We start from the raw sequence: 24541 nt of genomic DNA, 5'->3' as shown, positions 1-24541 counted from the left end.
CTGACTTATTCAGCCTCAAAGAAGCCCGGAGCACTCTCCTGTTCGATTTCTTTTTCCTGTTCCCCAGTTTCTGGAGCTTCCTCTTCAAGCTCAGTTGCATACTTAGCGAAGAGTTCCGCAGTTTTTTCATAAGCCGAAAGAGTTTCTCTGGATGTCGTTGGCTTTACGCGGCGGATTGCATGTTCAAAGTGTCTCTTTGAAATCCTGATTTCTCCTGCCCGCTTCTCTATGTCGCTTCTGCTAACTCCCGGAGTGACTACCTCCCTAAGTGCCAGCATCGCAGCTTCCCTGCAGATGCCTTCAATGTCCGCACCTACATATCCATCAGTCATATCCGCGAGTTCTGAAAGGCTAACATCGTCTGCAAGAGGTTTCCCCTGTGTATGAATCTCAAAGATCTTTTCTCTGCTAGCTTTATCAGGTGGCTTGATGTAAATGAGCCTGTCAAAGCGGCCAGGTCTCAGCAGAGCAGGATCCACCATATCTGGACGATTAGTAGCCGCGATAATGATTACATCTTTGAGTTCCTCTACCCCATCCAGTTCAGTAAGAATCTGGCTGACAACTCTTTCGGACACGTGAGTGTCTGAAACAGAGCTTCTTTGGGGGGCAATTGAATCAATCTCATCAAAGAAGACAACCGTTGGTGCAGCCTGTTTTGCTTTCCTGAAGGTCTCCCGGATTGCACGTTCGGATTCACCCACGTACTTGCTAAGCAGTTCCGGACCTTTGATACTGATGAAATTAGCTTCGCTTTCACTGGCAACAGCCTTTGCAAGCAGGGTTTTACCTGTACCTGGAGGTCCGAAGAGCAATATGCCTCTTGGGGGTTTTACATTGATGACGTTAAAGATCTCGGGATACTTCAGAGGCCACTCTACAGCCTCAATAAGTTCCTGCTTTGCATTCTCGAGTCCTCCGATATCATCCCAGCCTACGTGTGGAACCTCAATGTAAACTTCCCTCATTGCTGAAGGCTCGATATTCTTGAGGGCTTCCCTAAAGTCTTCTTTGGTAACTACGAGGTTATCAATAACTTCCTGAGGAATCTCTTCTTCAATATCGATTTCGGGAGTTATTCTTCTCAGAGCATGCATTGCAGCTTCCTTACATAGGGAAGCTAAATCAGCCCCTACGAAACCATGAGTTACATCCGCAATTTCACCAAGGCTTACATCCTGTTCAATTGGCATACCTCTTGTGTGAATTAAGAGGATCTGCTTCCTGCCGTTCCGGTCTGGGATTCCGATTTCAATTTCCCTGTCAAATCTTCCACCACGGCGGAGAGCTTCATCTATTGAATTCGGACGGTTTGTGGCAGCTATTACAACTACCTCACCTCTGGACTTAAGCCCGTCCATGAGGGAAAGCAGCTGGGCGACCACCCTGCGTTCCAGTTCTCCCGTAACTTCACCACGTTTGGGAGCAATGGAATCTATTTCATCTATGAAGATGATAGATGGTGCGTCCTTTTCAGCTTCCTCGAAGATCTCACGGAGTTTTTGTTCACTCTCTCCATAGTACTTGGAAACTATCTCAGGACCGCTGATAGTAATGAAATTGGCATCAGTTTCACTTGCAACCGCCTTTGCAATCAGTGTCTTGCCTGTACCAGGTGGCCCGTGAAGCAATACTCCTTTGGGTGGCTCAATTCCAAGCTTCTGGAAAAGTTCAGGATGCCTTAATGGCAGCTCAATCATTTCCCTAACAAGCTGAATTTCTCGCTTAAGCCCACCAATATCTTCGTATGAAATACCTTCTGAAACCTTAATCTCTTCAACCGATTTCTCTTTGATGGCGATCTCGGTATCCTTGGTAACAACAACAGGTCCTGCAGGCCTTGTTGATACCACCACGAAAGTAAGTGGGTTATTTACAGTTTCCACCCTTATCTGTTGACCTTTATTCAGAGGTCTTCCCTCGATAATTCTGAGGATGTAATGGGCACCTCCGACAAGTCTTACAGGCTGGGAGGGAGCAAGGGTAACTCTTTGAGCATGTTTTGCCTGGACTTTCCGGATAGTTACTCTGTCATCAATCCCAACTTTTGCATTGCTGCGCAGATTTCCGTCAATTCGTATCCGGTTTCCCTGGTCGCGCTCTACGTTTGGCCAGACAATCGCATAGGTTTTGGCTCTTCCTGAGATCTCAATTATGTCCCCGCTTACAAGCCCCATCTGCTGCATCAGTCGGGTGTCGATTCTTGCAATTCCCCTGCCCACGTCTTTATGATAAGCTTCAGCAACTCTCAAGTTCGTTTCTTCAATCATTCATTCTCAGCTCCGGTCTCACGTATTTTCCAGTAATACTGGTTATTCTTGATACTATATTCAATAAATCCTCTCTTTTCAAGGGCTGTCAGACTAGCGTTAATAACACTGGGATGCAGGCGCAGGTTGTAACACAGGGAAGCTAGAGTGGTTTCATTTCTCAGGAGCTCAAATAGAAGCTCACACTCTATAGGATTAGTGGCAACCTTTTCAATTGAATCTAGGCACTGGTCCATGATTTCTGTGTATTCTGCCTGAAGCTGTTGCTGCATCTGTGTCAATTCCTCTTGCCTTTTTTTGAGCTCTCGAAGTCTACTGCTCAACTTAAGTAATAAAGTAGATGATTCTTCCCTATCAAGAGTTTCTTTTTTTGAAGGAGTCTCGCCTCCTTTCTCTCTGTTAAAATGGATGTCGTGAAGCGTCACTGTATAGGTATACGGGGATAACAACACTTCAAGCCGCATGTTATTTGCAATATTGAAGTATTTGCGCCTCTGTTCATCCACACTGCATTCTATAATCCCTGCCTGTTCAAGCAGATCCAAGTGACTTATTATGGCTTTTGGTCCTACTCCCAGCCTGCCAGAGATCTCACTGACATAACAGGGGCGGCTTGCAAGAAGTTGTATAATCCTTCTGCGGTTTTCATTCCCCAGAATGTCAAGTAATTTTGCCGGGTCCATTTTCCCCCTCTGATTATCATTTAAATTTACGGGATATTGAGGCAATAGCGCCAGATTTTTTGTTATTATTATTTTTAGATTGTAGTGTATCCAGTCTTGAGTAGTTCTGACATGGGTCAGAAACCCTGCCCGATTTTACCCGGACTAGCTGGAAAGGAGTGTATAAGATAGTAACCTAAAGTTAGCACTAATGATATATAAACATTTGCATTGCCTGTTATTTAACCTGTAATCAAAATCAGTATGTAATGGATATGAGAGAACATAAAGCGATAAACTGGGTTGCCGTATAAGTGACAAAAAGCGGATAGTGTAAGCTAAAAAATAAAATTAGTCTCAAACACCGGTAAGGATCTGCTGGTCATGTTTCTCATAGTTTCTAACAAGTCTTATGTTAAATCCGAGCCACGCAGGAAACTTAGAAGATTAACATATTTTTTACTTTATCTCTTTCGTTTTCCCAATTTATCAAAAATACTACATGAACGGTTTTTCCATTGTACTTTTCAGTTGTTACCGCGATAGTATACATCAAATCGCAAAACTCTATCGAGCCACAAAACACATCACCGTAAATATAAAACTCAGCTTTGCTTTGGGGCATACCTTTAACTTGCCCGGAATAATGATTGCTTCCATTAGAAACTGTGATCTCATCTAGTTCTATCTCAAAGTCTCTTTCCAGTAATCTAATATTGATACTTCCGTTTGCAGCAGATTCCTCGAACTTCTCAATATCAATAATAAAAGACTCAGAATCATCCCAGTAACCTTTAGAATCAATAGGATTATCCTGAAGATTTATCTTTTGAATTATACCGTTTCCCTGAGCGTCTGTCATTCCCTTTGGTGAACTTTCGTTAGAAATAGTTTCAACAAGCTGTTTTCCAGAACACTTCTGAGTATCATCCTTATTATCTAGGATAATAGTTCCTGAAAAAACAGCAAATCCAAGAAAGATTAAAAACACTAGTATTTTACAGACAATGTCGATTTTCATTTAAATCCCAGCTCAGAGATCAAAATAACAATTCTAATGTTTAGTATGAAATTTAACTCTTAATAGAATAACTTTTCTAATAAAAGAAAATCCTTAACTTTGTATATATAATTCATTTGAATAGAAAATACTTTGAAACTATACCGGAAGCTCTTGAAGAGAATTTAGAGTAAAGAGCAGTGGAGACAGTAGAGCAAAGAACAGTGGAGACAGTAAAGAAAAGAACAGTGAAGACAGGATTAGTTAATTTTGCTCTCTAAGCTAAAAGGATATACCTTTAGATTTTTACATAATGGTAGCCGGAAATTATTCTTAAAAATTCGCAGGCAAGAAATTTCCAAGAAATCTCAGAAAAGTTAAAGATTATTTTTTCTTTCTTAGTTTTTTTCTTTCTTTTCTTTGATGAAAAACTGAGGGTAAATGCAAGGCATAGGATCCTTCTTCCCGGATTGCCATGACAAGTTCCTTTCTTTCAAAAAGGGTATCCAGGTTAAGTTCGTAAGAACCGGGCCCAAGAATTCTTACAGATTCTACTCTTTCTTCATCTGTTTTCTTCTCTGCTTCAGGTTCCTGTTTTATATCTTCCTGCTCACTGGCAAGAGCCTCATCAATATTTTTGACAACTTCATCCAGAGAAGATTCCAGATCCAGCTTTTGTTCTTCCAGAGGGAGTCTTCCTTGGTTCTCCAAACCTTCGAGTTCTTTTTTTACATAAAGGAACTTATTCCAGCCGCAATTCGGGCAGCCGCTTAAGATGACAGAATCTCCGTCTTCAAAAATGGTTCCGCATCTGGTGCATCTGTGGGGCATGAATTCACCGATAATAGATAATATAATGATTTGTTGTAATAATGTAATTATATACTCGGTACATTAGACCGATTAAGTATCGGGACCGTTATTTTAATAGATTATACGGTGACGACAATGATATCTTCTGGGTACTTTAAAGATACCCTGAATAGATATGTATATTTGTATTTATGACACAACATTTTGTTTTAAAAGAAAGAGATAGCTCCAACCAGCAGAGGTAAAACACACTCTTTGGTTGTAAATCTCTTTCAGCTTTCAAGCAGGAAACCAGCCTGCATATTAGTTTGCTGACAGGAAAGTTATAATGAACTTTTTATAAAAGCCTCCAGTGCTTCTTTCCATTGATGATTTCGGAACTGACCCTGCGCACTCTTTCCATTTCTTCAAGGACTTCCGGAAGTCTTCCTGGCTGGGTGATTTCAAAGACAACAGGATCCAGCCCATGATTTATGTAAAGGCTGTGCTTGAGATCCTCAAGACTCCAGGGCTTTTTAGGGTCTTTTCTCATGCACTTTGTCAGGATGCTTATCATATCTTCCATGAAGTTCCAGGGATAAACAATCCAAGCCCAATCCTCGAGACGTTCGCCTACATAATCGGGGTCGATTTTCGAACTCCCCAGATACTGTAATGATGCCGTCCTGACTTCTGCTGGATTGTGGCTCTCTACATAAGCCTTAGCACTTATCATGCTTTCTCCTGTATCAACGATATCATCTACGATAAGTACCTTTTTGCCTTCTACCACGTTGTCTGAGAGTGGGTACCGGATATAAGGTTCACCAGTATCGATAGCTGCGGTTCCTACATAGTGCTCGATTTTCAGACTGGATAGATCATCAAGCCCAAGGAAATCGCAGAGCACTCGTCCTGCAAACCAACCTCCTCTGGCAAGCGCAATAATAACGTCCGGTTCGTATCCAGAACGTTTGATTTCGATTGAGACTTTTCGGCACAAGTTATAAATGTAATCCCAGTTTGTAAGCACACATTTAAATGATTCTATGCAAAGTCCTCCCTGATCTGGAATTCGCGCATCTGGTCAGGATACTCTACCAGTTAAGGGCATGTACTTCCCAGGTCCTATATTTGAGCTATATAATTTAGGTTATAGACTTTAAGGTTTCTTATCTTGCCAAAAGACATTACAGAAAAAGGTTAAAAAATAACATGATAAGATTTAAAAAGAAATATTTAAAAACTAAATTGGAAGCTTCTATTATACAGAGAGGGCGCGACTGAAGTTAATTTCAAATACCTACAGAGTATCTCATATAAATATTAAATTTCTTTATAAATCCTTTCTGAATAATCGAAAGGAGAAATGAATCTTTCGCAGAGGTGCGAGAGCTGGAAAGTGAGATCAATGGACAAAGCTCTTATAGACCTGCTCTTTATGTCCCAGAAGAGGAAAGACCTTTTGCTCCTGCTCAAAAATGGGGGGAAAACAATAGAAGAAATTGTAGACACTTTGAACGTTACCCCTACAGGCATGCTTCCTCAAATCAAAAAACTGAAAGACGAACATCTGGTTCTTCAAGAAGATAAGGAGTACAGGTTAACTCCTCTTGCAGAAATTCTGGTTGAAAAAATGGAACCTCTGCTCGATACTCTGCAGGTCATTGAGGAGAATGTGGGTTACTGGCAGGAACGTGATCTCACCGCTTTACCCAGAGAGTTCCTTGAAAGGCTTAATGAATTAAAGTCCTATTTTATTGTTAGACCTGATCCTGACAATATCTTTGAGCCTCCTGCCATTTTTCTGGAGAATATAGAGAAATCAAGAAAAATCCTCTCTTTTTCATCAATATTTCATCCGATAATTTCCGAAATCTTCCTGGCAAACAAGGATGATGATACCGAAATAACTCTTATAGTAACAGAAAAAATTTATGAAAGATTGAAAACTGATTTTGAGGAAGAACTGAGACTTTATCTGACCAGGGAAAAAAAGAAGCTTTTCCTATGTACGGGTGATATAAAAATTGCAATGATAGTTAAGACCGAGCGTTTCATGGCTGTTGATTTTCTTACCTCAAAAGGATCTTTTGACCAGGAAACTCTTATATGCTTCGAGCCTGCGGCTCTTAAATGGGCTGAAGACCTCATTCTGCACTACCAGAAGCAGGCTCAGGAAATAAAAGGGTAAGCCCGGTCAGGGAGATTTACAGACGAAAGGAAAATGTTAACATATATTCCCGTTTTACAAACAAAATAGTTTGAGTCCTCTTTACAAAGTTTCTTTTTTACATCTGGCAATTACATTTTTCCTTATCAGAATCTTAATCCTGAACCCAAGCCTTTACTGTATAAAAATAATAGATTCGGTAGGAAACCAAGGCTAAAATTCAACTACTTATGTTAAAGAAACCTTGTTAAAGGACACTTAATCACTTATTCCCAAAATAAACGGGCGGGAAAATCCCTGCCTGGTCTAATTGACTTTTTTATTCTTTTCGCTTTTGAGGACTGGTTTATTCATAAATTGGTGTGCCTGTATTCTGGGTTATCTTCTCAAAAGCTTCAATCATCTTCTTTGTAAGCGGCCCAGGTTTGCCTGTACCTATTATCCTTCCATCAAGCTTGGTAAGGGGAGCGGCTTCGGCTGCAGTTCCTGTAACAAATATCTCGTCTGCTGTGTAGAGGTCAAACAGACCAAGATTTGCTTCAATGGTCTTGTATCCCATCTCATCCAGGAGTTCTATGGCTGTAGCCCTGGTAATTCCCTTCAGGTTGCTGATCGTATAAGGAGTAAAAACCTGGTCGTTCTTGACTATAAAGATATTATCCCCAGAGCCCTCACACACAAAACCGTTCTGGTCGAGGAAAATAGCCTCGTCTCCTCCTTTCTCATTGGCTTCGATTTTTGCAAGGATGTTGTTCAGGTAGTTCAGGGATTTGATATTCGGGGACAGGGCATCAGGTGCATTTCTCCGGACACAGACGCTGACTCCTGTGAGCCCGACTTCATACAGGTCACCGTACATGGCTCCCCAGCCCTGGGCTATAACGACCACAGTGGGTTTCTCACACCTGCGAGGGTCAAGCCCAAGATCCCCAATTCCTCTTGAGACGATAGGGCGGATATATGCATCTTTAAGGTTGTTTTTCCTGAGCGTCTCAAGAATTATTTCGGTCATCTCTTCTTTTGTAAGGGGGATGTCCATTGCAATTGCTTTTGCAGAGTCATAGAGCCTGTCGACATGTTCTTTTAACTTAAAAACACGCCCGTTGTATGCCCTAATTCCTTCAAAAACACCGTCACCATAGAGGAAGCCATGGTCATAAACCGAAACTTTGGCTTCGGATTTAGGAACAAAGTTCCCATCAAGATAAATAAGTAACTCACTCATTTGCGAACAATCCTTTGCAATTTTAGTACTTTATAGGGTTTCTATCTCTTCTCCTGACACTTTAATCAAACAAATAATATAGATCTGATTGCACTACTCGCTCCTCCCATTCATTGAAGTTGCGAGTTATGCATGGGTTCTTAACGGAACTCAAAGCTTGAGGGGAAGTTTTCCGTACATTAACTTTTAGATGAAACGTTAAATATAGCGGTATATACTAAATATATTTTATAATTCCGCTTTTACATAGATACTTTTAAGATTTTTACAATACTGATTCGCGCGTTCATACAAAAAGCTTTTATGTTAGAAGGCTTATTTCGTATTCCGCAATAGGAACAGCAAAGAGGGCTCGTGGCTTAGCCAGGATATAGCGCTGGGCTTCTAACCCAGACGTCGGGGGTTCAAATCCCTTCGAGCCCGCTTTATTCTCTACTATTTTCCAATGCTCAGCAAAACACTCTCATTCCTCTCATCTTCTACACATCTATCCCTTTTCTGTAAGACTCCATATCCTCTCTAAGTGTTCTTTTCTTACTCCCCTATTTGTGTGTAGAGACCCTCGGCACAGATGCAGTTTTACTAGAGCACGCGCAATTTTACTTAAAAAGCTTGAATTCAAAACTGAAGATTCACAAAATAAACAAAAACAAAGATTCACAAAATAAACAAAACCAGAGATTCACAAAATAAGGCTTAAACTCTGAGATGTCAAAGAATTAAGTAAATAAAAGATAAAAAATTGAATTTAAAAGCTAAAAATTGAATTAAAATACAAAATTAAGAAAAATCGCTTGCTGGAGAACATTGAAATTTTCAGCTCAGACCTTCATTTTTTCCAGGCATGGATAAAGTTTCATCGCTGGATATCGCCGCCCTTGGTGCTGGGAACCATTTCAAAATTTTCTCCTGATGGCATAAGTATTGCCAGAAGGATATACAGGAAAATGCCAATTCCATGCAAAGCAAGAGCCGCAAAGGCGAGCCTTATGAATGTAGGGTCAATATCAAAATATTCCCCTAGTCCGCCGCAGACTCCAAAGAGCATACGGTTTTTCTTGCTTTTAGTCAGGCGCTTCTCCATGGTATAGGTGGTGCGCTTTTCTTCCCTTGCTTCTTCTCTCGCTTCCCTTGCTTCCTCCCTTACTTTTTCTCCGGTCTCTCTCGCTGCTTCCTCTTCTTTTCTCTCCCTGGGTTCTATTATGACTCTCTCTTCCATTTCTTTAGGCTTTGTCCAGGATTTCTCCGTATAGCCGGTTTCAATTTCTCCTGGAGCCTTGAAATCACTTTCCTCCGGGATTATCCTTTCTTCGATTGTGGGATTTTCTGCGGCTTTTTCCATTTCTTTAGGCTTTGTCCAGGATTTCTCTGTATAGCCAGTTTCAATTTCTCCCGGAGCCTTGAAATCACTTTCCTTTGGAATTATCCCCTCTTCGGTTGTGGGACTTCCTGCGACTTTCTCTTCCATACCTTCAGGTTTCCCCCAGGATTTCTCTGTATAGCCGGTTTCAAGTTTCCCTTGAGGTTTGAATTCGCTCTTTGTCGGTTCTTCTCTTTTTAGGGATTCACCGCTCCCACTGGTCACATCAGTTTTTCTCTCAGGTTTTGTACCTTCTTTAGATTCGGCTTTAACTACCCCTGGAACTTCAAAAAAACTCCCCTTAGTCACCTTTTTTTCTTGAGATTTGGGATTTTCCTGCATAATAATTATTCTATTTTTGAGGATTTATATTATGCTGGTACCTTTTCCATCTTCTTTATTATTTTCATTTTCTTTCTTCGATTTCAGTGACGTTCCGAACAGCCGCGTATTTTCTCACTGCGAAAGTTCTGTATAGCATCAGAGACAAAAGCAAAATTGAAAAACCCAGCTTCATGTTTTCAGGAAGCAATTCTTTTGCAGTACCAGGGGTTGCGACCGCGCTTATTCCTAGTTTCAGGTAGAACCAGTCCAGCAAAAATCCTGCACTCAGGACACAGAGAGGAATCGCTCCCAGATAAGGGCTGCTGAACGTTTTTCCAGAAAGTGGGCAACCATCGTTATAGTTGCTGCATTGGTTGTCGGATCTGCAAGAAGGAAAACAAAAGCTGTGCCCGGACTCATCCCTTTGGCTACAAGACTTGCGGCAAGTGGGATAGAAACTGTAGCGCAGATGTAAAGGGGAATTCCTATCAGAATTGAGAAGACCTGCAATCCCAAAGCCGAAAATAAGATAGGGAGCCGCTTCGGCGAAGATCTCCCAGGATGCAAAAAAACGCCTGAAATAAGAGCCAGAACCGAATTGAGAACGGAGTTCATGCTTTTTCCTCCACATGCTCAAGGCACATCTCAATAAGTGTGCGGGCATGCTCGTCCGCAATATGGTAAATCGTAAATTTTCCTTCCTTTCTAAACTTGTGGTAATCAAGGAAGTAGCCAGAATTCCACTACATTTTTAATTTTCTGTGCCTCTTATAAAAACAGTACAAAGATAAAAAAGACTGTAAGGACAGAGAGGGCTTTCCAGTCGTCCTTCTGCATGGAAAGCTCATGCATTGAGGTTCGCCTGCTTCCCTGATATCCTCTGCTCTCCATTGCAAGAGCCAGCTCCTCGGCATCCCTGATCACGCCTCTCAGCAGGGGAATCGCAAGGGCAGGAACGGAACGGAGAGGATTTTTTACAGAATCCATGCCTCTTGCAGCCTGAGCCGCTTTTGTACGTTCAGCTCTTTCAAACAGAAGGGGAAGAAACGCTATAGAAATATTCATCATTGTAGCAAGCTCAAAAGATGTGATTCCAAGCCATCGCAGGGGTAAAGGTCTTAGCATTCTCTCTATGCCGCAGGTAATTGCAGATGGATCGGTACTTGCCGTCAGGAGGGCTGCAAAAAGCAGAAGGAGTACAAATCGGGCAGCAAGCTTTAGCCCTGTCTCCAGCCCTTCAAGCGTCGGCTGCAGAATCCAGTACGAAGCAAGGGATTTTCCATCAGTGAAAAATAGCTGTGCTAGAAAAATGAAAATTATAAACAACATCATAGGCCTTACTGCTCTAAAAAATATTTTCATTGGCAGCCCTGAGAGCGAAGCAAGGGCAAAGAAAAAAGCGAAAAGCGCCGCTATTCCTGCAAAATTCTCAACCCTGAACGTCAGAATTCCAAGCAGCATTACTGCTGCAATTTTTGTCCTGGGATCAAGCCTGTGAAGAAAGGAGACTCCGGGCACGTAACTGAATACAGGTTCCTGCATATTCCATCACGTTTCCCCTGTAAAGCATTTTTCAGGAATTCTTCCGGTTCTTTCCGTTTCAATCCCTCTTGTTTCAGTTCTCATTACTTTTCCCATTCTAATTTCCATTATTCTCTTTTTCAAAAGCGGATTTTAATTTCAGGATCTCTTCAAGAGCATCTTCAACTGTGAATGCTGCAGGGTTTACTGGTAATCCTCTCGCTCTGAGTTCTTTCATCATGGAGGCTATAGGCGGAAGAGGTATGCACCCTTTCTCAAGGTAGCTTTCCCGGCTGCCCTGAAAGACTATTTTTCCCTCCTTCATGAGCACGATTGTTTCCAGTAATGGGAAGAACCCTTTGAGATTATGGGTAACCGTTATAACTGCAGTCCCTCTCTCTTTTATTTTTTTGAGAGCCTCAAGAATTTCCTTTTTTCCAGCCGGATCAAGCCCTGTTATGGGTTCATCGAGTACCAGATAATCCGGTCTGAGGGCAAGGGCACTTGCGAGAGCAACTCTCTGCATTTCTCCTCCACTCAGGCTGAAAGGATCTCGAGTAAGTATGGTCTGATCAAGAGAAACAGCCTCAATTGCCTCATATACTCTTTCCTCGGTTTCTTTCTTCGAGCACCCGAAGTTCAGAGGACCGAAGGCTATTTCCTGATATACCGTCTTACAAAAAAGCTGGTCAGCAGCCTGTTGAAAAACCATTCCTATCCTGCGTTTCGCCTCTTTTGAAGAGGGATCAAGCCCATCCACGAGAATTTTTCCGGTTTCCGGCTTTAAAAGACCATTGAAAAGTTTTGCGAGAGTGGATTTCCCTGCACCTTTTTCTCCCAGTATTCCCACAAACTCTCCTTTCTCTATTCGCAGGTTAATGTTTCTTAAAGCAGGCGTTTCCAGAGGGGTCTTTCTGGAATAGGAGAAACTTACGTTTTCAAGAATAATCGGCATATTTCCTCTGCAAAGTTTTGCGGGGAAGAGGTTTTTTCCCAGGGGATTGTTACTCCATGCATTCTCAGTTTCATGGCGAGCTCAGTCAGGGAAGGCAGGGCAAGTCCCAGGCTCTGGAGGGAGGTATCAGAAAAAACGCTTTCAGGGTCTCCATCAAGCCTTACTCTACCTTTTTCCATGACAAGAATTCTATCAGCGTCATGGAGTTCTTCGAGATTATGAGTAATATATACAATTGTTTTTCCTTTTTTATGTAATTTTTTTATGGTTTCGAGGACAGCCATTCCGGACTCTGGATCCAGCATGGAACTTACCTCATCAAAAATAAGGCATTCAGGTTTCATTGCAAGAACTCCTGCCAGAGCCGCACACTGTCTCTGCCCTCCACTCAGCGTTTTTGGAGATCGATACCTGTATTTTTCAAGCTTGGTTTCAGCAAGCGCCATATCCACACATTTTCTGATTTCCACAGGAGGAAGGCAGAGATTCTCTGGTCCGAAAGCTAGATCTTCTTCAACTGTCCTGCCCACAAATTGAGTTTCAGGATTCTGGAAAACAATACCCACAAACTTTCGGATTTCCTTAAGTTTTGAGGGGTCACAGGTATCCATTCCCCCTATCATTACCCTGCCAGTTTGAGGTCTCAGAAGCCCGCTAATCAGGAGGGCAAGTGTGGATTTTCCGCTGCCATTTTTCCCTATTACCCCTATAAATTCTCCTTTTTTTATATCCAGATTTATATTCTTAAGCGCAGGGGTGCCATCAGGATAACTATAACTTACTTTTTCAAGCCTGATCATGCTTAATCGAAATTTTATTTTTTGTCTTAAATTTTCTGGAAACTCGATTTCTTTTCAACTTCAATCCTTTTAAAAAATTAGAAGTGGGGAGTTTAAAGATCATGGGGAGTTTAAAGATCATAAGTTGAAGCAATATATGCCGCAACTGCAGTTTTTACGACTTCTCCAGGCAGAAATGGAATGACACCAAGAATAAAGGCTGTTCTGGGATCAATTTCAGCTACAAGCATCAATTGAATATACCCGCAGGCATAGATAACGAAGATTGCTGTGCTCATGTTAAGCGCATTAACGAAGAAGCTGGATTTGCCAGCGCTTTCAACCTTTTCTGAAAGCTTTCCTATTATATAAGCTGCCAGGATGAAGCCGATTATATATCCGCCTGTTGGCCCGAGGAGCACTCCCATTCCGGAAGTACCTCCTGCAAACACAGGAAGCCCTGCTATGCCGAGCAAGGTATACACTATCATGCTCAAGCCTCCCCATTTGCTTTTCAACATGCTTCCGGCAAGCAGGACAAAGAAAACCTGCAGTGTAACAGGGACAGGAGAGAAGGGTACAGGAATCTGTATGTAAGCTCCTGCAGCAGTCAATGCCGCAAAAAGGGATGCGAAAACCATCATCCTGAGCTCAGGAGTATGAGTGAAATAGGAATCGTTGTTTTTTGTATGCACACTTTTTCCTCTTAATATTTTTACTCGGTTTTTCAATATTTCTCGCCTTTTTCGGATCTTTCAAAGCTTTTCTGCCTCAAAATTGGCAATCAAGATAATTCGGTGAAGTTAAAAGCTAGTAATAAAGACATAGACAATAATTAGCATAGATTGAGCCTAACTGATGGAATTCCAAACTAATATAGAAATATAACTGATCTACACGTATGTGAACTGATGAAGACCACGATACTTAGTTAACTGATGACTCACGATACTTATGTGAATTAATTAAATCGAAATTGACTAACAGCGTCTGTGGTGCTGATAGAAACCGGGAATTTTGGTAGTTCTGTCAGCCTTATAACGATAGCTCCATAAGCGCCAATTCCCAACTTATGAAAGTGAAAGCGATTGGGATCTAAGGCATTGTTAACCTTGTTAGGTTTAATGGTTTACATTGGATTTAAAACTTTCCTGAAGAATCAACTCTTATTTTATTGGCTTATTTTTCTCCCTCCAGAGCGATAATTTGATATATATCTTATGCCGGTATTATGGATACTTCACCTGGGGATACAAATTCAGCAGGCAGATGCTAGATTGTATTCTTCAGAAAACGCTCTATGGGCGCGTGGCCTAGCCAGGATATGGCGGCAGCCTCCTAAGCTGTAAATCGGGGGTTCAAATCCCTTCGCGCCCGCTAATTTCCTTTAATCTGCTTTTTTATAAAATATTTCCGTGCGAATTATGGAAAATTTTTTATCTGTAGAGAGTAATTCCATTGCAGGACACGGTATATTTTTATATATAAGCCGGTGCAGCCCATTCTATTAAAAATAAAATGTCACCTAAGAGGAAACGCGAATTGATCAGGAAAGCCAGGGTAGATGATGTTGTTGCAATGAAGCAGATCATCAATATTTATTCTAAGGAAGAGCTAATGCTCCCCCGCTCACTGAGTGAGATGTACGAAAATATCAGAGATTATTACGTCTGTGAGATTGACGGAGAGGTTGTGGGTTGCTGTGCCCTGCATGTAGTATGGGAAGACCTTGCAGAGATACTTGCCCTTGCCGTGAATCCCAAGTGTGCTAGAAAAGGAATAGGTACAAAGCTTGTCTTAGCCTGCCTTGAGGATGCTGAAAATCTTGGCATGAAGGAAGTTTTTGCACTTACTTACGTGCCTGAATTTTTCGAAACTCTGGGCTTCAAGATTGTAGATAAGAATAGCCTTCCCAGGAAGATCTGGTCCGGTTGTCTGAAATGCCCCAAGTTTCCGGATTGTAATGAAGTTGCTGTTCTGAAATCGATCAATTCCTGAATTTCTTCCGAGACTGATCTTTACTATTTTTCTTTTCTTAAGAATTTAAAATAGAATCCGCAGTGATTCGATGTATAGTATTTAAAATAGATGTAAACTGCCAGAAACAAAAATTATTTATTCAAGCAGTATCCTTTTTTAGGTTATCCTAATTATCTGGTCTAAAGTCAGGTATATGTTGGTGGGATATTAATGAACATTGATAGATTTGAAGAATATCTTGAGACTATCCTCTATCTTATTAGAAAGAACAAGGGACCTGCAAAGACCAAACAGATCTCTGAAGAACTCAATGTATCTCCGCCGAGCGTGACGGAGATGATAAAAAAGTTATATTCTTCGGGACTTGTGGAGTATACACCTTATCAAGGAGTCGAATTGACCGAAAAAGGAACTGACCAGGCTATTAAGATTAAAAGAAAGCATCAGGTGCTTGAAACTTTCCTGGTTGACGTCCTGGATTTCGATAGGAGGGATGCCCATAAAGAAGCTTGCGAGCTTGAGCATGCAGTATCTGATGCCGTACTTGAGAGGCTCTACAAGTTCCTTGGAAGTCCAGAGTACTGCCCTGATGGAAACCCTATCAATCTTGACAAAAATAACATCAGACGAGATGAGAAGTTCATCCCACTTGACGAGATGGAAGAGGGAAGTTCAGGTAAAGTAGCGCGGGTAGCCCTCCCCAAGGAAACAAAGGAACGTCTGATCTCCCTCGGTATTCTTACCGGAGAAGATATTGAGGTAAGGCGCAAGCAAAAACAGGGTTGTATCTCGGTCATGGCAGTAGGATCAGAAATTGCCCTTGGAAGAGACATTGCAAAGAAAATTTTCGTATCTCCTAAAAGCAAAAGCGTGTAAAAACGCAGAGAAGGCATACTAATGACAAAAAGCTGAATAACAGGAGGTGTGATCGGAATTTCCAGCTCATGTTGCACTTCCGAAAGTGGAGATAAGAACAAAGGTCCCTATGATATGACAATTGCTTTCATAGGGAATCCAAGCGTTGGAAAAAGCGTTTTTTTTAGCAGGCTTACCGGGGTAGGTGTTGAAGTCTCGAATTATCCTGGCACGACAGTTGCACTTAAGAGAGGAATTGTAAAAGCCAAAGGGAAGACTATTGAAGTTGTTGACCTGCCAGGCATTTACTCCCTTGGGACTACAAACGAAGACGAGAAGGTAACCAAGAGATTTCTGATTGAGGAGCGGCCAGATATTATCGTTAATGTCGTTGATGCGAGCAGGCTTGAGAGGAATCTGTACCTGACCCTTCAGCTTCTAGAACTCGATATTCCTATGGTTATTGCGTTAAATCAGGTGGATCTGGCTGCAGACCTTGGGATTCTCGTTGATGCTGACGGACTCTCTGAACTGCTTGGTTTGCCTGTAGTGCCAACTGTAGCTACCTGGGGGGTAGGACTCGATGACGTAATGCTTGTAGCCCTTGAAGAACAGGGTAAGACTCAGGAACATCACAGGGTAGGATACAGCCCGTTGATCCGCCAGGCTCTTTCCAGCCTGGACTATGCTTTTCCCGATGTTCCTCCAATCGTAAAAACAGCATCTCTTCTGGATGATGCGGAGTTTGTAGAACTCTGCTGTATGCCACCTGAAGCTAACGCGCTGCTCTCTTTTGCCCGGAGATTAAGGCAGAATCTGGAGAAAGAACATGGAATTTCGGTGCCTGAAACTGTTGCAAGAGATCTTTATGGGGAAGCCGGATATATTGTGGACAGCGTGGTTTCAAGGTTCGCACCTAAAAAAAGTTTGAGGGATAAAATAGATGTTATCCTTACCTCCCCTCACTTTGGAATTGCTGTACTTATATCTTCCCTGCTCCTTACTTTCCTTCTTGTTTTTCGGGTAGGAGGTTTCCTTGAAACCTGGATTGTAGATGAAGTCTTTGAGCCTTACGTGATCCAGCCTGCCGAAGCCTTAACTTCAGATATGTCACCTATTCTGAGAAACCTGATCATGTATTCTCTCAGGGGGGTAGAAGCCGGATTTGCGATTGCAATCCCTTATATTGCAGTCTTTTACGCCATTCTTTCCATATTCGAAGATTCGGGCTATCTTACCAGGGCAGCTTTTCTGCTGGATAATCTCGCGCACAAGCTCGGGCTTCATGGAAGAGCCGTAATCCCTCTTGTTCTTGGCTTTGGCTGCAATGTTCCTGCAATTATGGCAGTGCATGCTCTTGGTACACGGCGGGAAAAGAGAATTGCTTCCGTTCTTATTTCCCTTGTTCCCTGCTCTGCAAGAACGGTTATCATCCTTGGGCTTGTAGGAACATTCGTAGGCTTCTGGCCTGCAGTTTCAATATATATTCTTGAGATGTTTATCATTGTCAGCCTGGGATGGATTCTGGGAAGAGGTCTTCCAGGTCAGAGAAGTGGGTTTATCATGGAAATGACTCCTCTCAGGAAACCTGGACTGAAATCTACCATCAAGAAAACATGGATGAAGAGCCGAGAGTTTGTCTACATTGCTTTTCCACTTCTGCTCATCGGAAGTGCTTTTCTAGGAGTTGCTGATGCCCTTGGACTTCTTTCCATCTTTCAGGACTTTGTCGAGCCCATATCTGTAGGTCTGTTGGGGCTTCCATCATTTGCGGTAACAGCTCTGGTCTTTGGAATCCTTCGAAAAGAAATGGCTCTTCAGATCCTTGCCGTACTTGCAGGTACAGCTAACTTTGCAGCTGTATTAACCCCTGTTCAGATGTACCAGTTTGCTGTAATTACAACCATCTATATTCCCTGTGTGGCAACAATTGCAGTACTGAAGCACGAGCTTGGAACAAAGGATACTGCTCTGATAGTTTCCTTTACAATATTACTGGCTCTCTGTATGGGTATCCTCATACGGATTTTTGGTCCTTTTTTCCTTTAACTTCTTTTTCCCTTTTATTCGCAGCTTTAGAGTTTTTCCTGTTCTTACTGGTGTTAAAAAAGCAGCATTCTTCCTTTATATATTTTTTAAACTGTTTTATGAAAGACAAGTTTTTTTCAAGAGCGTAACATTTATATATTAATATGCATGTTTTCTCTTTTCCAAAGTATCCTGCTTTTACCGCAAATTATTAATATCAGGTACATAGTGTTTATTCCCGATGACCCGAATTACTAATCACTTACACAAAAACGTGTTGAGTGTTATTATGGATATAATTGAAATGGATCATTTCCATGAGCCTGAACTTGACGAGGTTCATTCTTTCCTTGAAAGTACCGGAACTCATGGTTCTGTTGTTAACAGAACTGCTGCGGAAATGGAATGTACATTTTCCAAAGTTCAATCACGGGAGAGCGTACTGGGTTTCAAGGATTCCTTTTCGTCCATTAACTAACACTTCCCTTTAAATATTTTCAACCCCGACTGAAATCCAGTTCTTTAACTCATTTTATTTTTGAGTTAAGCCTAGGTTTCATTCCCCTATTTTGCAGTATTGATACCTTTTTCTCTGAACCTTACACTGTGAATCTTACTCAGGTTTGAACGTTAACGTTATTCTTATCCGGCTTTTCAGGAAGCGTGAGATTCCTCCGTTTCTCTATACTGATTTCTTAATGCATATATCGAAAATTATTTATCCAAATTATTTTTCTGATTTATTCTCTCTTTTTCCCTGGAAAGAACCTTTTCATTTCCAAGACTTATTTCTATATTTTTGCCTGTGCTTTCAGATGGTTTATGCGAAATATTTCCTTAAATTTAAGTAAAAAATATTCTATTCTTACTTAAAGAAGAGTTCTATAAAGCCACAATAATACTTTCGATTACCATATATATTTAAAGTAAGATTACATGTACTTTGTACATATTATTTAAATTTCTATGATCTAATCGATTTAATTATAATTGTGCTGATTTGCTTTGCCCCCCAGAAAATTTCAGGCAATCAGGAAATCGGAACCCGAATTTATTATAAGAGGTATTTTAATGAGAACTGGACAGAGGGATGTGCATAATACACCGCTTAAAAGGCGACTGTCAATAACCTACGAGGAACTCGAGACTCTCAAGAAGTCGATAAAGGTTTCGGTTCTCAATGAACTGCGGGCCGAAATGGAAAACGTTTCCGATCATGAATCTATCAAGGATCTTGTTCTTTCCGAAATCAGGACAGAGCTTATGGGAATCCCTAACCCTGCTTTGCTCAAAGCCTCAATACTTAATGAATTAAGAATGGAATTGAAAGTATCTGGGGAAAACGAATCGGAAGCAACTGACCGGAAGCTAAAGGAACTTGCGAGCATTCAGGATGGGCTTGTCCGCGAATTACTAGACCAGAAAACGCTTATAAAGAAAATGGAAACACAGATCGAAAATCTCACTAAACAGCTAGAGGACGCGAAAGTTGCTGCGTCAGTAGTTCCACCTTCTGTTGCTTCGCCTTCCATTGCTCTCGCCCTCCCTGAGGACCCTTTGGACCTTCCACCTCTTTCCAGAAAGCTCAAGCAAAAGCCTGAGTTCCGAAAAGAAAACCCGACATACAGAGTAGGTGAATTCAGGGAAGCACCTGCCTCTCTTCCGGGCACAAATGCAAAGGTTCAGCTGAAACTCAAAGAGATAGAGCCAGCAGAACTTGACAGAGAAGAGGTTGAAACAAAGTGCGAATATATTATTGCAGAAAGCGGGGATAAAAGACGGCTTAAAGGTGCTGTAAGACAGCAGCCATTGATTAGAGAACCTCTAGGGCAGCAGTACTCAAGATCCTCATTCCCTCAAAGACAACCCCCCGTTGTTATAACGGACCCTGTGGAACCCCAACCTAAGGATGACTATAAGTGTGAATACATAATCGCTGAGAAAACTACGAAAAAACACTTCATAGAAGAGTCCGTGGATGTGCGGGAAGCAGAAGATGCTGAACTTATAATATGCAGCCGGAAACCTGCTCGGGCTCGGGTTAAATGAGGCTTAAAAGAACAGAAACTTTCTCAAAAACGTAAAACTACAGAGGCATTCTGTGTATATAAAAGAGATTGAATTTGTTAACTTTAAGTCCTTCGGAAAAAAAGTAAAGATCCCCTTTTATAATGACTTTACCACGATTTCCGGTCCTAACGGAAGTGGAAAGTCTAACATAATAGATGGAATTCTCTTTGCACTCGGGCTTACCAGTTCAAGGACTCTTCGGGCTGAAAGGCTGACTGATCTGATTTACAATGGTGATGCGGCGAAAAAGCCTGATTTTGCCCAGGTTACAATTCGTTTTGACAATTCTGACCGCAAGTTACCTCTGGACCTTGATGAGATTGAAATCTCACGAAAAGTCCGTCGAACAAAAAGCGGATATTACAGCTATTTTTACTTCAATGGAAAAGCCGTAAGCCTTGGAGAACTCCATTCCCAGCTTGCTAAAGCAGGAATAACGCCTGAAGGGTACAATGTGGTCATGCAGGGAGATGTAACTCAAATTATCTCCATGACTCCTGTAGAAAGAAGAAAAATTGTCGATGAAATCGCAGGTGTCGCAGAATTTGACGAACGTAAGCAAAAGGCACTTGAGGAACTTGAGTTTGTAAGGCAGCAAATTGAACGTGTGGATATAATCCTTGAAGAAGTACGCGCCCAATTAGGAAAACTGGCTGGGGAGCGTGATCAGGCATTAAAATACCAGGCTCTTAAGGCTGAGAAGACCAAATTTGAGGGATATGTCCTGCTTTCCAAGCTCAAGGATGCAAGGGCTGAACTGCGCAATGTAGATAAGGAACTTGCAGGCAAAGAAGAGCATCTTGAGAAAGTCCAGCTCGTCCTGAACGAGAGAGTGCAGGAACTTCAGGCTCTTGAGGAAACCCTGGAAAAACTTTCCCTTGAAATCCAGAAAAAAGGAGAAGATGAGCAACTTCAGGTTAAGAGAGAAATTGAGGAGATAAAGGGAGAGATCTCACGCTGTGTAGATAGTATCGAGTTTTCTGAGTCCGAACTTGAGGAAATGGACTCAAGACGCAGGAAAGCTTTTGTAGAAATCGATTCCACCAAGGGCAAGGTCAGGGAACTTGAGGAAAAAATCGAAGCAGAGATCCTGAGAAAAGACAGTATCTCCTCAGAACTTTCCGAGCGCAAAACCGAACGTATGCTGCTTCATAGCAGGATCGCGGATATTGACGCAAAGTTCGCTGCTACACGGGATGAGCTCATGGCAGCCAGGAAGAACCTTGAGGATGCAAAAAACGAGAAAAATGAGCTTATCCGAACTGAGGATCGGCTCCTTGATTCCCTCAGAAGAAAATCTTCGGAAATCCGGGAGATCGAAAACCAGATCCAGGATGCTGAAGCTGCAGTTGCTTCATCTGACAGTGACACGCTTTCTGTAAAGTATGAGCTTGAAAAGCTTTCTGAAAGTCTGGAATCCCTTATTCTTGACCGGGATGATATTGAAAGCAGCCATTTCAGGATAAAAGAAGATATCAGGAAACTTGAAAACAGGCTTCATAACCTTCAGCAGGAGTACACAATCACGGAAGCAAGAGTGAGAGCCTCAGAACAGGGAGGTGGTTATTCAAGGGCTGTAGAGATGGTAATAGGGGCTGCAAGGCAGAAGGAGCTTCTCGGAATTCATGGAACCATTGCCCAGCTTGGAAAAGTTGACAGGCAGTACTCAACAGCCCTTGAGATTGCTGCAGGAAATCGGATGCAGGCAATTGTTGTGGATACGGACGCTGATGCAGCCGAAGCAATCGAGTACCTGAAGCGCAGAAAAGGAGGACGGGCTACTTTCCTTCCCCTCAACAAGATGAGAGAATCCCGACGGCTTGAAGACCTGAGTTATGAAAGTGGGGTAATAGGGTATGCAATTGACCTTATTGAATTCGATCCCCTTTTTGAGCCTGCTTTCTGGTATGTTTTCCAGGATACACTTGTTATGGAAAACCTTGAGAGTGCTCGCCGCCTTATTGGAAAGGTGAGAATGGTCACCCTTGAAGGCGAACTTCTGGAAAAAAGTGGAGCAATGGTAGGAGGGTCAATTTCCTCTAAGTCGGGAATTTCCTTTGCTGCTGCGGAAAAAGATAAGCTCCTTGAACTTGCAGAGGAGATCCGATCCCTGGATGCAAGCCGGAATGCAGCTATAAGTAAACAGGACAGCATTGAAAGTCACCTTTTTGAGTTAAACCGGAAAATCCGGGACTGTGAGGCTATGATTTCACGCAAGGAGCAGCAGCTTGAGGAGATTGCAGGCAGGGAGGCAAAACTTGCTGAACTTCTTGAAGCCAAGCAGGCTGACCTCAAAGCAATTGAGGAGGCCAGGGCAGAACTCAAGGCTGAAATGGACAGAGTGATTGCGGAAAAAGCAGAGAAGGAAAAAGCTGTATCAGAATTTGAGGCTCAGATTTCAGAGCTTGAAGCAAAACTTGCTGATTCTCCCCTGCCTGAAATCAATAAAAAAATCGGGTTTGTTGATGAGGAAATCCGCCGGCTTGAGGGCAGAATTCGGGATACTGAGGCTACCCTTAACGCACTGCAACTTGAAAAAGAGTATGCTGAACAGAAGATTGCTGAAGCGAAGGAACTTATCCGGGAACTTGATGAAAAGAAAGCTTCAAGACTGGAGAAAATTAACTCCCTGAAGATAAAAATAAAAGAATTTGAGAAAAAACTTGAGGAAAAGAAAGCCAGAGAGCTTGAACTCTCGAACGAGCTAATAGGGCTCCAGAAAGAGCGGGAAAGCGTTCAGGCTGAACACAGTGCCGTCAAACGCAGGGTGAGTACTGCTTCAACTACCCTTGAGAAGGTAAAGCAGCAGGTGCTTACGCTCACAGCTACGAGAAATGCCCTCTTTGACCAGGAAAAGCAATTAGTTGAAGAAATCCTGAAAAGAGGCATAGAGGAAACTGATGAGGTTCCGAATTACGAAACCGTTTACATGCGGATTCAGGCAATCGATGAGGCTCTCAGGCAGCTTGAGCCCGTGAACATGAGGGCGATTGATGAGTATAATGAAGTAGAACTCAGGCTTTCGGATTTGCAGGGAAAGCGTGACACTCTCTTTACTGAACGAGAGCAGCTTCTTGAGCGCATTGACCAGTATGAGAAGTTAAAACGGGACGCGTTTATGGATGCTTATACAAGCATAAATGCCAATTTCAAAGAAATTTTTCATGAACTCTCCGACGGCATGGGCGAGCTTATACTTGAAAATCCTGATGACCCTTTTGCAGGAGGGATGACTCTCCGGGCTCAACCAAAGGAAAAACCCCTCCAGCGGATCGAAGCCATGTCTGGAGGAGAAAAAAGCCTTACCGCCCTTGCCTTCATTTTCGCCATCCAGCAATACCGTCCTGCTCCTTTCTATGCTTTTGATGAGATTGATATGTTTCTGGACGGCTGGAATGTTGAAAGGGTTTCAAGGCGTGTAAAAGCCTCAGGATCGAAAGTCCAGTTTATTGTTGTATCTTTAAGAAAACCGATGATTCAGGCTGCGTCAAGGACAATAGGGGTTACGATGCAGGAAAATAATCTTACGAGCATTACCGGAGTGAAGCTCAATGGCTGAACTTATGGATAACGGGGGAGCAGCGCTTGAAGTTCCGCGGCTTCAGGCTCATACGACTCATGAATCCGAAAACAACTCTCTTTTTGCAAATCCTGAAACTTATGGGCTGCCAACCACTCTTTCTTGCCTTGGAATTGATTGGAATCTCCTTGATATTTCAGAATTTGAGACTTACGAGCCTCTGGGTATACTTGTTGAACTCGCACGGGACGGAAAGATCGATCCCTGGGATATAGATATCGTACAGCTTACTGACAGTTTTCTGAGAAGAGTGGAAGAGCTCAAACAGATGGATCTGAGAATCTCCTCAAGGACGCTTCTTTATTCTGCAATTCTCCTGCGTATGAAATCTTCGAATATCCTCGAGGTAGATACGGAAGAGGTCGATACGTTTGAACCGGATTTCCCTGACGATCCCGATTTTCCTGAACCTGAGGAGTTTCCCGTTCCTAAGCTTCCTGTCCGCCGGATTTCCACAAGGCCAGTAACACTCAATGAATTGATTCTTGAACTCAAAAAAGCCGAAAGAAATCTTTCCAGAAAAAAAGAGAAAAAAGCCAGCAAGGGCTCAGAAGAACCCGATCCTCATCCCCAGCTTACTACCGGGGACGTTCTGGGGATTGCTCACGAAGAAGCCATTAATTCACGGCTGGCTATTATATGGTCAAAGCTCTCAGAGCTATTTACAAAGCAGTCTGTAGTAGAGTTCTCCAGTCTCATTGAATCAAGTGATGACAAGGTTATGGATTATCTTTCCCTTCTCTTCCTTGCTTCAAACAGGAAGATCTGGCTTTTTCAGGACGAACTTTTTGAGGAATTATATATCTATCCTGGAGAAGAGTCTGGATTTTCCACGGAAGCTAACCCATCTCTTTTCCACGAGATGAGGTTAAAATCAAAAGCTGAACTTTCGAAACCTTAAACTAAAGGTTTGCTGGTACCGGATACCTATTAACTGATTGAAGAATACTTTTATTCTTTCTGGAAG

21 protein-coding genes and 2 tRNA genes are annotated in these 24541 nt (G+C 42.2%); 10 read left to right on the top strand and 13 right to left on the bottom strand.

Annotated features, from left to right (window positions below; all coding sequences use genetic code 11):
• Positions 1 to 5: 5 nt before the first annotated feature.
• The 5 genes from MSTHT_RS08575 to MSTHT_RS08555 form a co-directional block, all read right to left on the bottom strand.
• The gene (locus tag MSTHT_RS08575; RefSeq protein ID WP_048167419.1) at positions 6 to 2270 is read right to left on the bottom strand and encodes a CDC48 family AAA ATPase; all 2265 of its coding nucleotides are present in this window, start codon (positions 2268 to 2270) and stop codon (positions 6 to 8) included.
• The gene (locus tag MSTHT_RS08570; RefSeq protein WP_048167418.1) at positions 2267 to 2953 is read right to left on the bottom strand and encodes an ArsR/SmtB family transcription factor; all 687 of its coding nucleotides are present in this window, start codon (positions 2951 to 2953) and stop codon (positions 2267 to 2269) included. The genes MSTHT_RS08575 and MSTHT_RS08570 overlap by 4 nt, the downstream gene beginning before the upstream one ends.
• A 418-nt stretch (positions 2954 to 3371) precedes the next feature.
• Entirely contained in the window at positions 3372 to 3953 is a 582-nt protein-coding gene (locus MSTHT_RS08565) for a hypothetical protein (protein WP_052721863.1), read from the bottom strand.
• A 363-nt stretch (positions 3954 to 4316) separates the two neighbouring features.
• Positions 4317 to 4763, bottom strand: a complete 447-nt coding sequence (locus MSTHT_RS08560) for a Zn-ribbon domain-containing protein (RefSeq protein WP_048167417.1) — start codon at positions 4761 to 4763, stop codon at positions 4317 to 4319.
• A 319-nt stretch (positions 4764 to 5082) separates the two neighbouring features.
• Positions 5083 to 5757, bottom strand: coding sequence for a phosphoribosyltransferase (locus tag MSTHT_RS08555; protein ID WP_082086815.1), 675 nt, complete (start codon positions 5755 to 5757; stop codon positions 5083 to 5085).
• Positions 5758 to 6093: 336 nt separating this feature from the next.
• On the opposite strand from MSTHT_RS08555, the gene MSTHT_RS08550 reads away from it, so the two are divergent.
• Positions 6094 to 6918 (top strand): helix-turn-helix transcriptional regulator, encoded by an 825-nt coding sequence (locus tag MSTHT_RS08550; protein WP_231588043.1) that lies wholly within the window; start codon positions 6094 to 6096, stop codon positions 6916 to 6918.
• A gap of 325 nt (positions 6919 to 7243) precedes the next feature.
• Here the strand turns inward: MSTHT_RS08550 and ilvE are convergent, their stop codons facing one another.
• Positions 7244 to 8122 carry a branched-chain-amino-acid transaminase gene (gene ilvE / locus MSTHT_RS08545; RefSeq protein WP_048167415.1) on the bottom strand — a complete coding sequence of 293 codons (879 nt, stop codon included), beginning with the start codon at positions 8120 to 8122 and terminating at the stop codon, positions 7244 to 7246.
• Between the two features lie 348 nt (positions 8123 to 8470).
• Between ilvE and MSTHT_RS08540 the strand changes: the two genes are divergently transcribed.
• Positions 8471 to 8545: transfer RNA gene (locus MSTHT_RS08540), tRNA-Arg, on the top strand.
• Between the two features lie 433 nt (positions 8546 to 8978).
• On the opposite strand, the gene MSTHT_RS14090 is transcribed toward MSTHT_RS08540, so the two are convergent.
• From MSTHT_RS14090 to MSTHT_RS08505, 7 genes are all read right to left on the bottom strand, one after another.
• The gene (locus tag MSTHT_RS14090; protein WP_231588042.1) at positions 8979 to 9791 is read right to left on the bottom strand and encodes a PspC domain-containing protein; all 813 of its coding nucleotides are present in this window, start codon (positions 9789 to 9791) and stop codon (positions 8979 to 8981) included.
• A gap of 97 nt (positions 9792 to 9888) precedes the next feature.
• Positions 9889 to 10080 carry a hypothetical protein gene (locus MSTHT_RS15175; RefSeq protein ID WP_052721862.1) on the bottom strand — a complete coding sequence of 64 codons (192 nt, stop codon included), beginning with the start codon at positions 10078 to 10080 and terminating at the stop codon, positions 9889 to 9891.
• A gap of 11 nt (positions 10081 to 10091) precedes the next feature.
• Positions 10092 to 10421: a permease gene (locus tag MSTHT_RS15170; RefSeq protein WP_052721861.1), complete on the bottom strand. Its 330-nt coding sequence runs from the start codon at positions 10419 to 10421 to the stop codon at positions 10092 to 10094.
• A 153-nt stretch (positions 10422 to 10574) separates the two neighbouring features.
• A complete protein-coding gene (locus tag MSTHT_RS08520) occupies positions 10575 to 11348 on the bottom strand; it encodes an energy-coupling factor transporter transmembrane component T family protein (protein WP_048167414.1) in 774 nt (257 codons plus the stop codon).
• Positions 11349 to 11445: 97 nt separating this feature from the next.
• Complete coding sequence (locus MSTHT_RS08515; protein WP_048167413.1) at positions 11446 to 12282, bottom strand: ATP-binding cassette domain-containing protein; 837 nt, start codon at positions 12280 to 12282, stop codon at positions 11446 to 11448.
• Positions 12258 to 13082 carry an energy-coupling factor transporter ATPase gene (locus MSTHT_RS08510; RefSeq protein ID WP_048167412.1) on the bottom strand — a complete coding sequence of 275 codons (825 nt, stop codon included), beginning with the start codon at positions 13080 to 13082 and terminating at the stop codon, positions 12258 to 12260. Before MSTHT_RS08510 ends, MSTHT_RS08515 begins: the two co-directional genes overlap by 25 nt.
• 110 nt (positions 13083 to 13192) lie before the next feature.
• Positions 13193 to 13705, bottom strand: coding sequence for a biotin transporter BioY (locus tag MSTHT_RS08505; RefSeq protein WP_374756210.1), 513 nt, complete (start codon positions 13703 to 13705; stop codon positions 13193 to 13195).
• A 658-nt stretch (positions 13706 to 14363) separates the two neighbouring features.
• Here MSTHT_RS08505 and MSTHT_RS08500 point away from each other — a divergent pair.
• The 8 genes from MSTHT_RS08500 (at position 14364) to MSTHT_RS08465 (ending at position 24475) form a co-directional block, all read left to right on the top strand.
• Positions 14364 to 14438: transfer RNA gene (locus MSTHT_RS08500), tRNA-Arg, on the top strand.
• A 165-nt stretch (positions 14439 to 14603) separates the two neighbouring features.
• Positions 14604 to 15059 (top strand): N-acetyltransferase, encoded by a 456-nt coding sequence (locus MSTHT_RS08495; RefSeq protein ID WP_374756207.1) that lies wholly within the window; start codon positions 14604 to 14606, stop codon positions 15057 to 15059.
• A 192-nt stretch (positions 15060 to 15251) separates the two neighbouring features.
• On the top strand, positions 15252 to 15917 hold the full coding sequence (locus MSTHT_RS08490; RefSeq protein WP_048167410.1) for a metal-dependent transcriptional regulator: 666 nt from the start codon (positions 15252 to 15254) through the stop codon (positions 15915 to 15917).
• Positions 15918 to 15965: 48 nt separating this feature from the next.
• Entirely contained in the window at positions 15966 to 17945 is a 1980-nt protein-coding gene (gene feoB / locus MSTHT_RS08485; protein WP_048167409.1) for a ferrous iron transport protein B, read from the top strand.
• Between the two features lie 268 nt (positions 17946 to 18213).
• Positions 18214 to 18402: a hypothetical protein gene (locus tag MSTHT_RS08480; RefSeq protein ID WP_231588041.1), complete on the top strand. Its 189-nt coding sequence runs from the start codon at positions 18214 to 18216 to the stop codon at positions 18400 to 18402.
• Positions 18403 to 18995: 593 nt separating this feature from the next.
• The gene (locus MSTHT_RS08475) at positions 18996 to 19973 is read left to right on the top strand and encodes a hypothetical protein (protein WP_048167407.1); all 978 of its coding nucleotides are present in this window, start codon (positions 18996 to 18998) and stop codon (positions 19971 to 19973) included.
• 52 nt (positions 19974 to 20025) lie between these two features.
• Positions 20026 to 23553, top strand: coding sequence for a chromosome segregation protein SMC (gene smc / locus MSTHT_RS08470; protein ID WP_048167406.1), 3528 nt, complete (start codon positions 20026 to 20028; stop codon positions 23551 to 23553).
• Complete coding sequence (locus tag MSTHT_RS08465; RefSeq protein ID WP_082086814.1) at positions 23546 to 24475, top strand: segregation/condensation protein A; 930 nt, start codon at positions 23546 to 23548, stop codon at positions 24473 to 24475. The genes smc and MSTHT_RS08465 overlap by 8 nt, the downstream gene beginning before the upstream one ends.
• The last annotated feature ends 66 nt before the right edge of the window (positions 24476 to 24541 follow it).

This window comes from Methanosarcina thermophila TM-1 (genome assembly GCF_000969885.1).
Taxonomy (GTDB): Archaea; Halobacteriota; Methanosarcinia; order Methanosarcinales; family Methanosarcinaceae; genus Methanosarcina; species Methanosarcina thermophila.
Note: the sequence above shows the minus strand (reverse complement) of the source record. Positions and strands in the feature narration are given on the sequence as shown.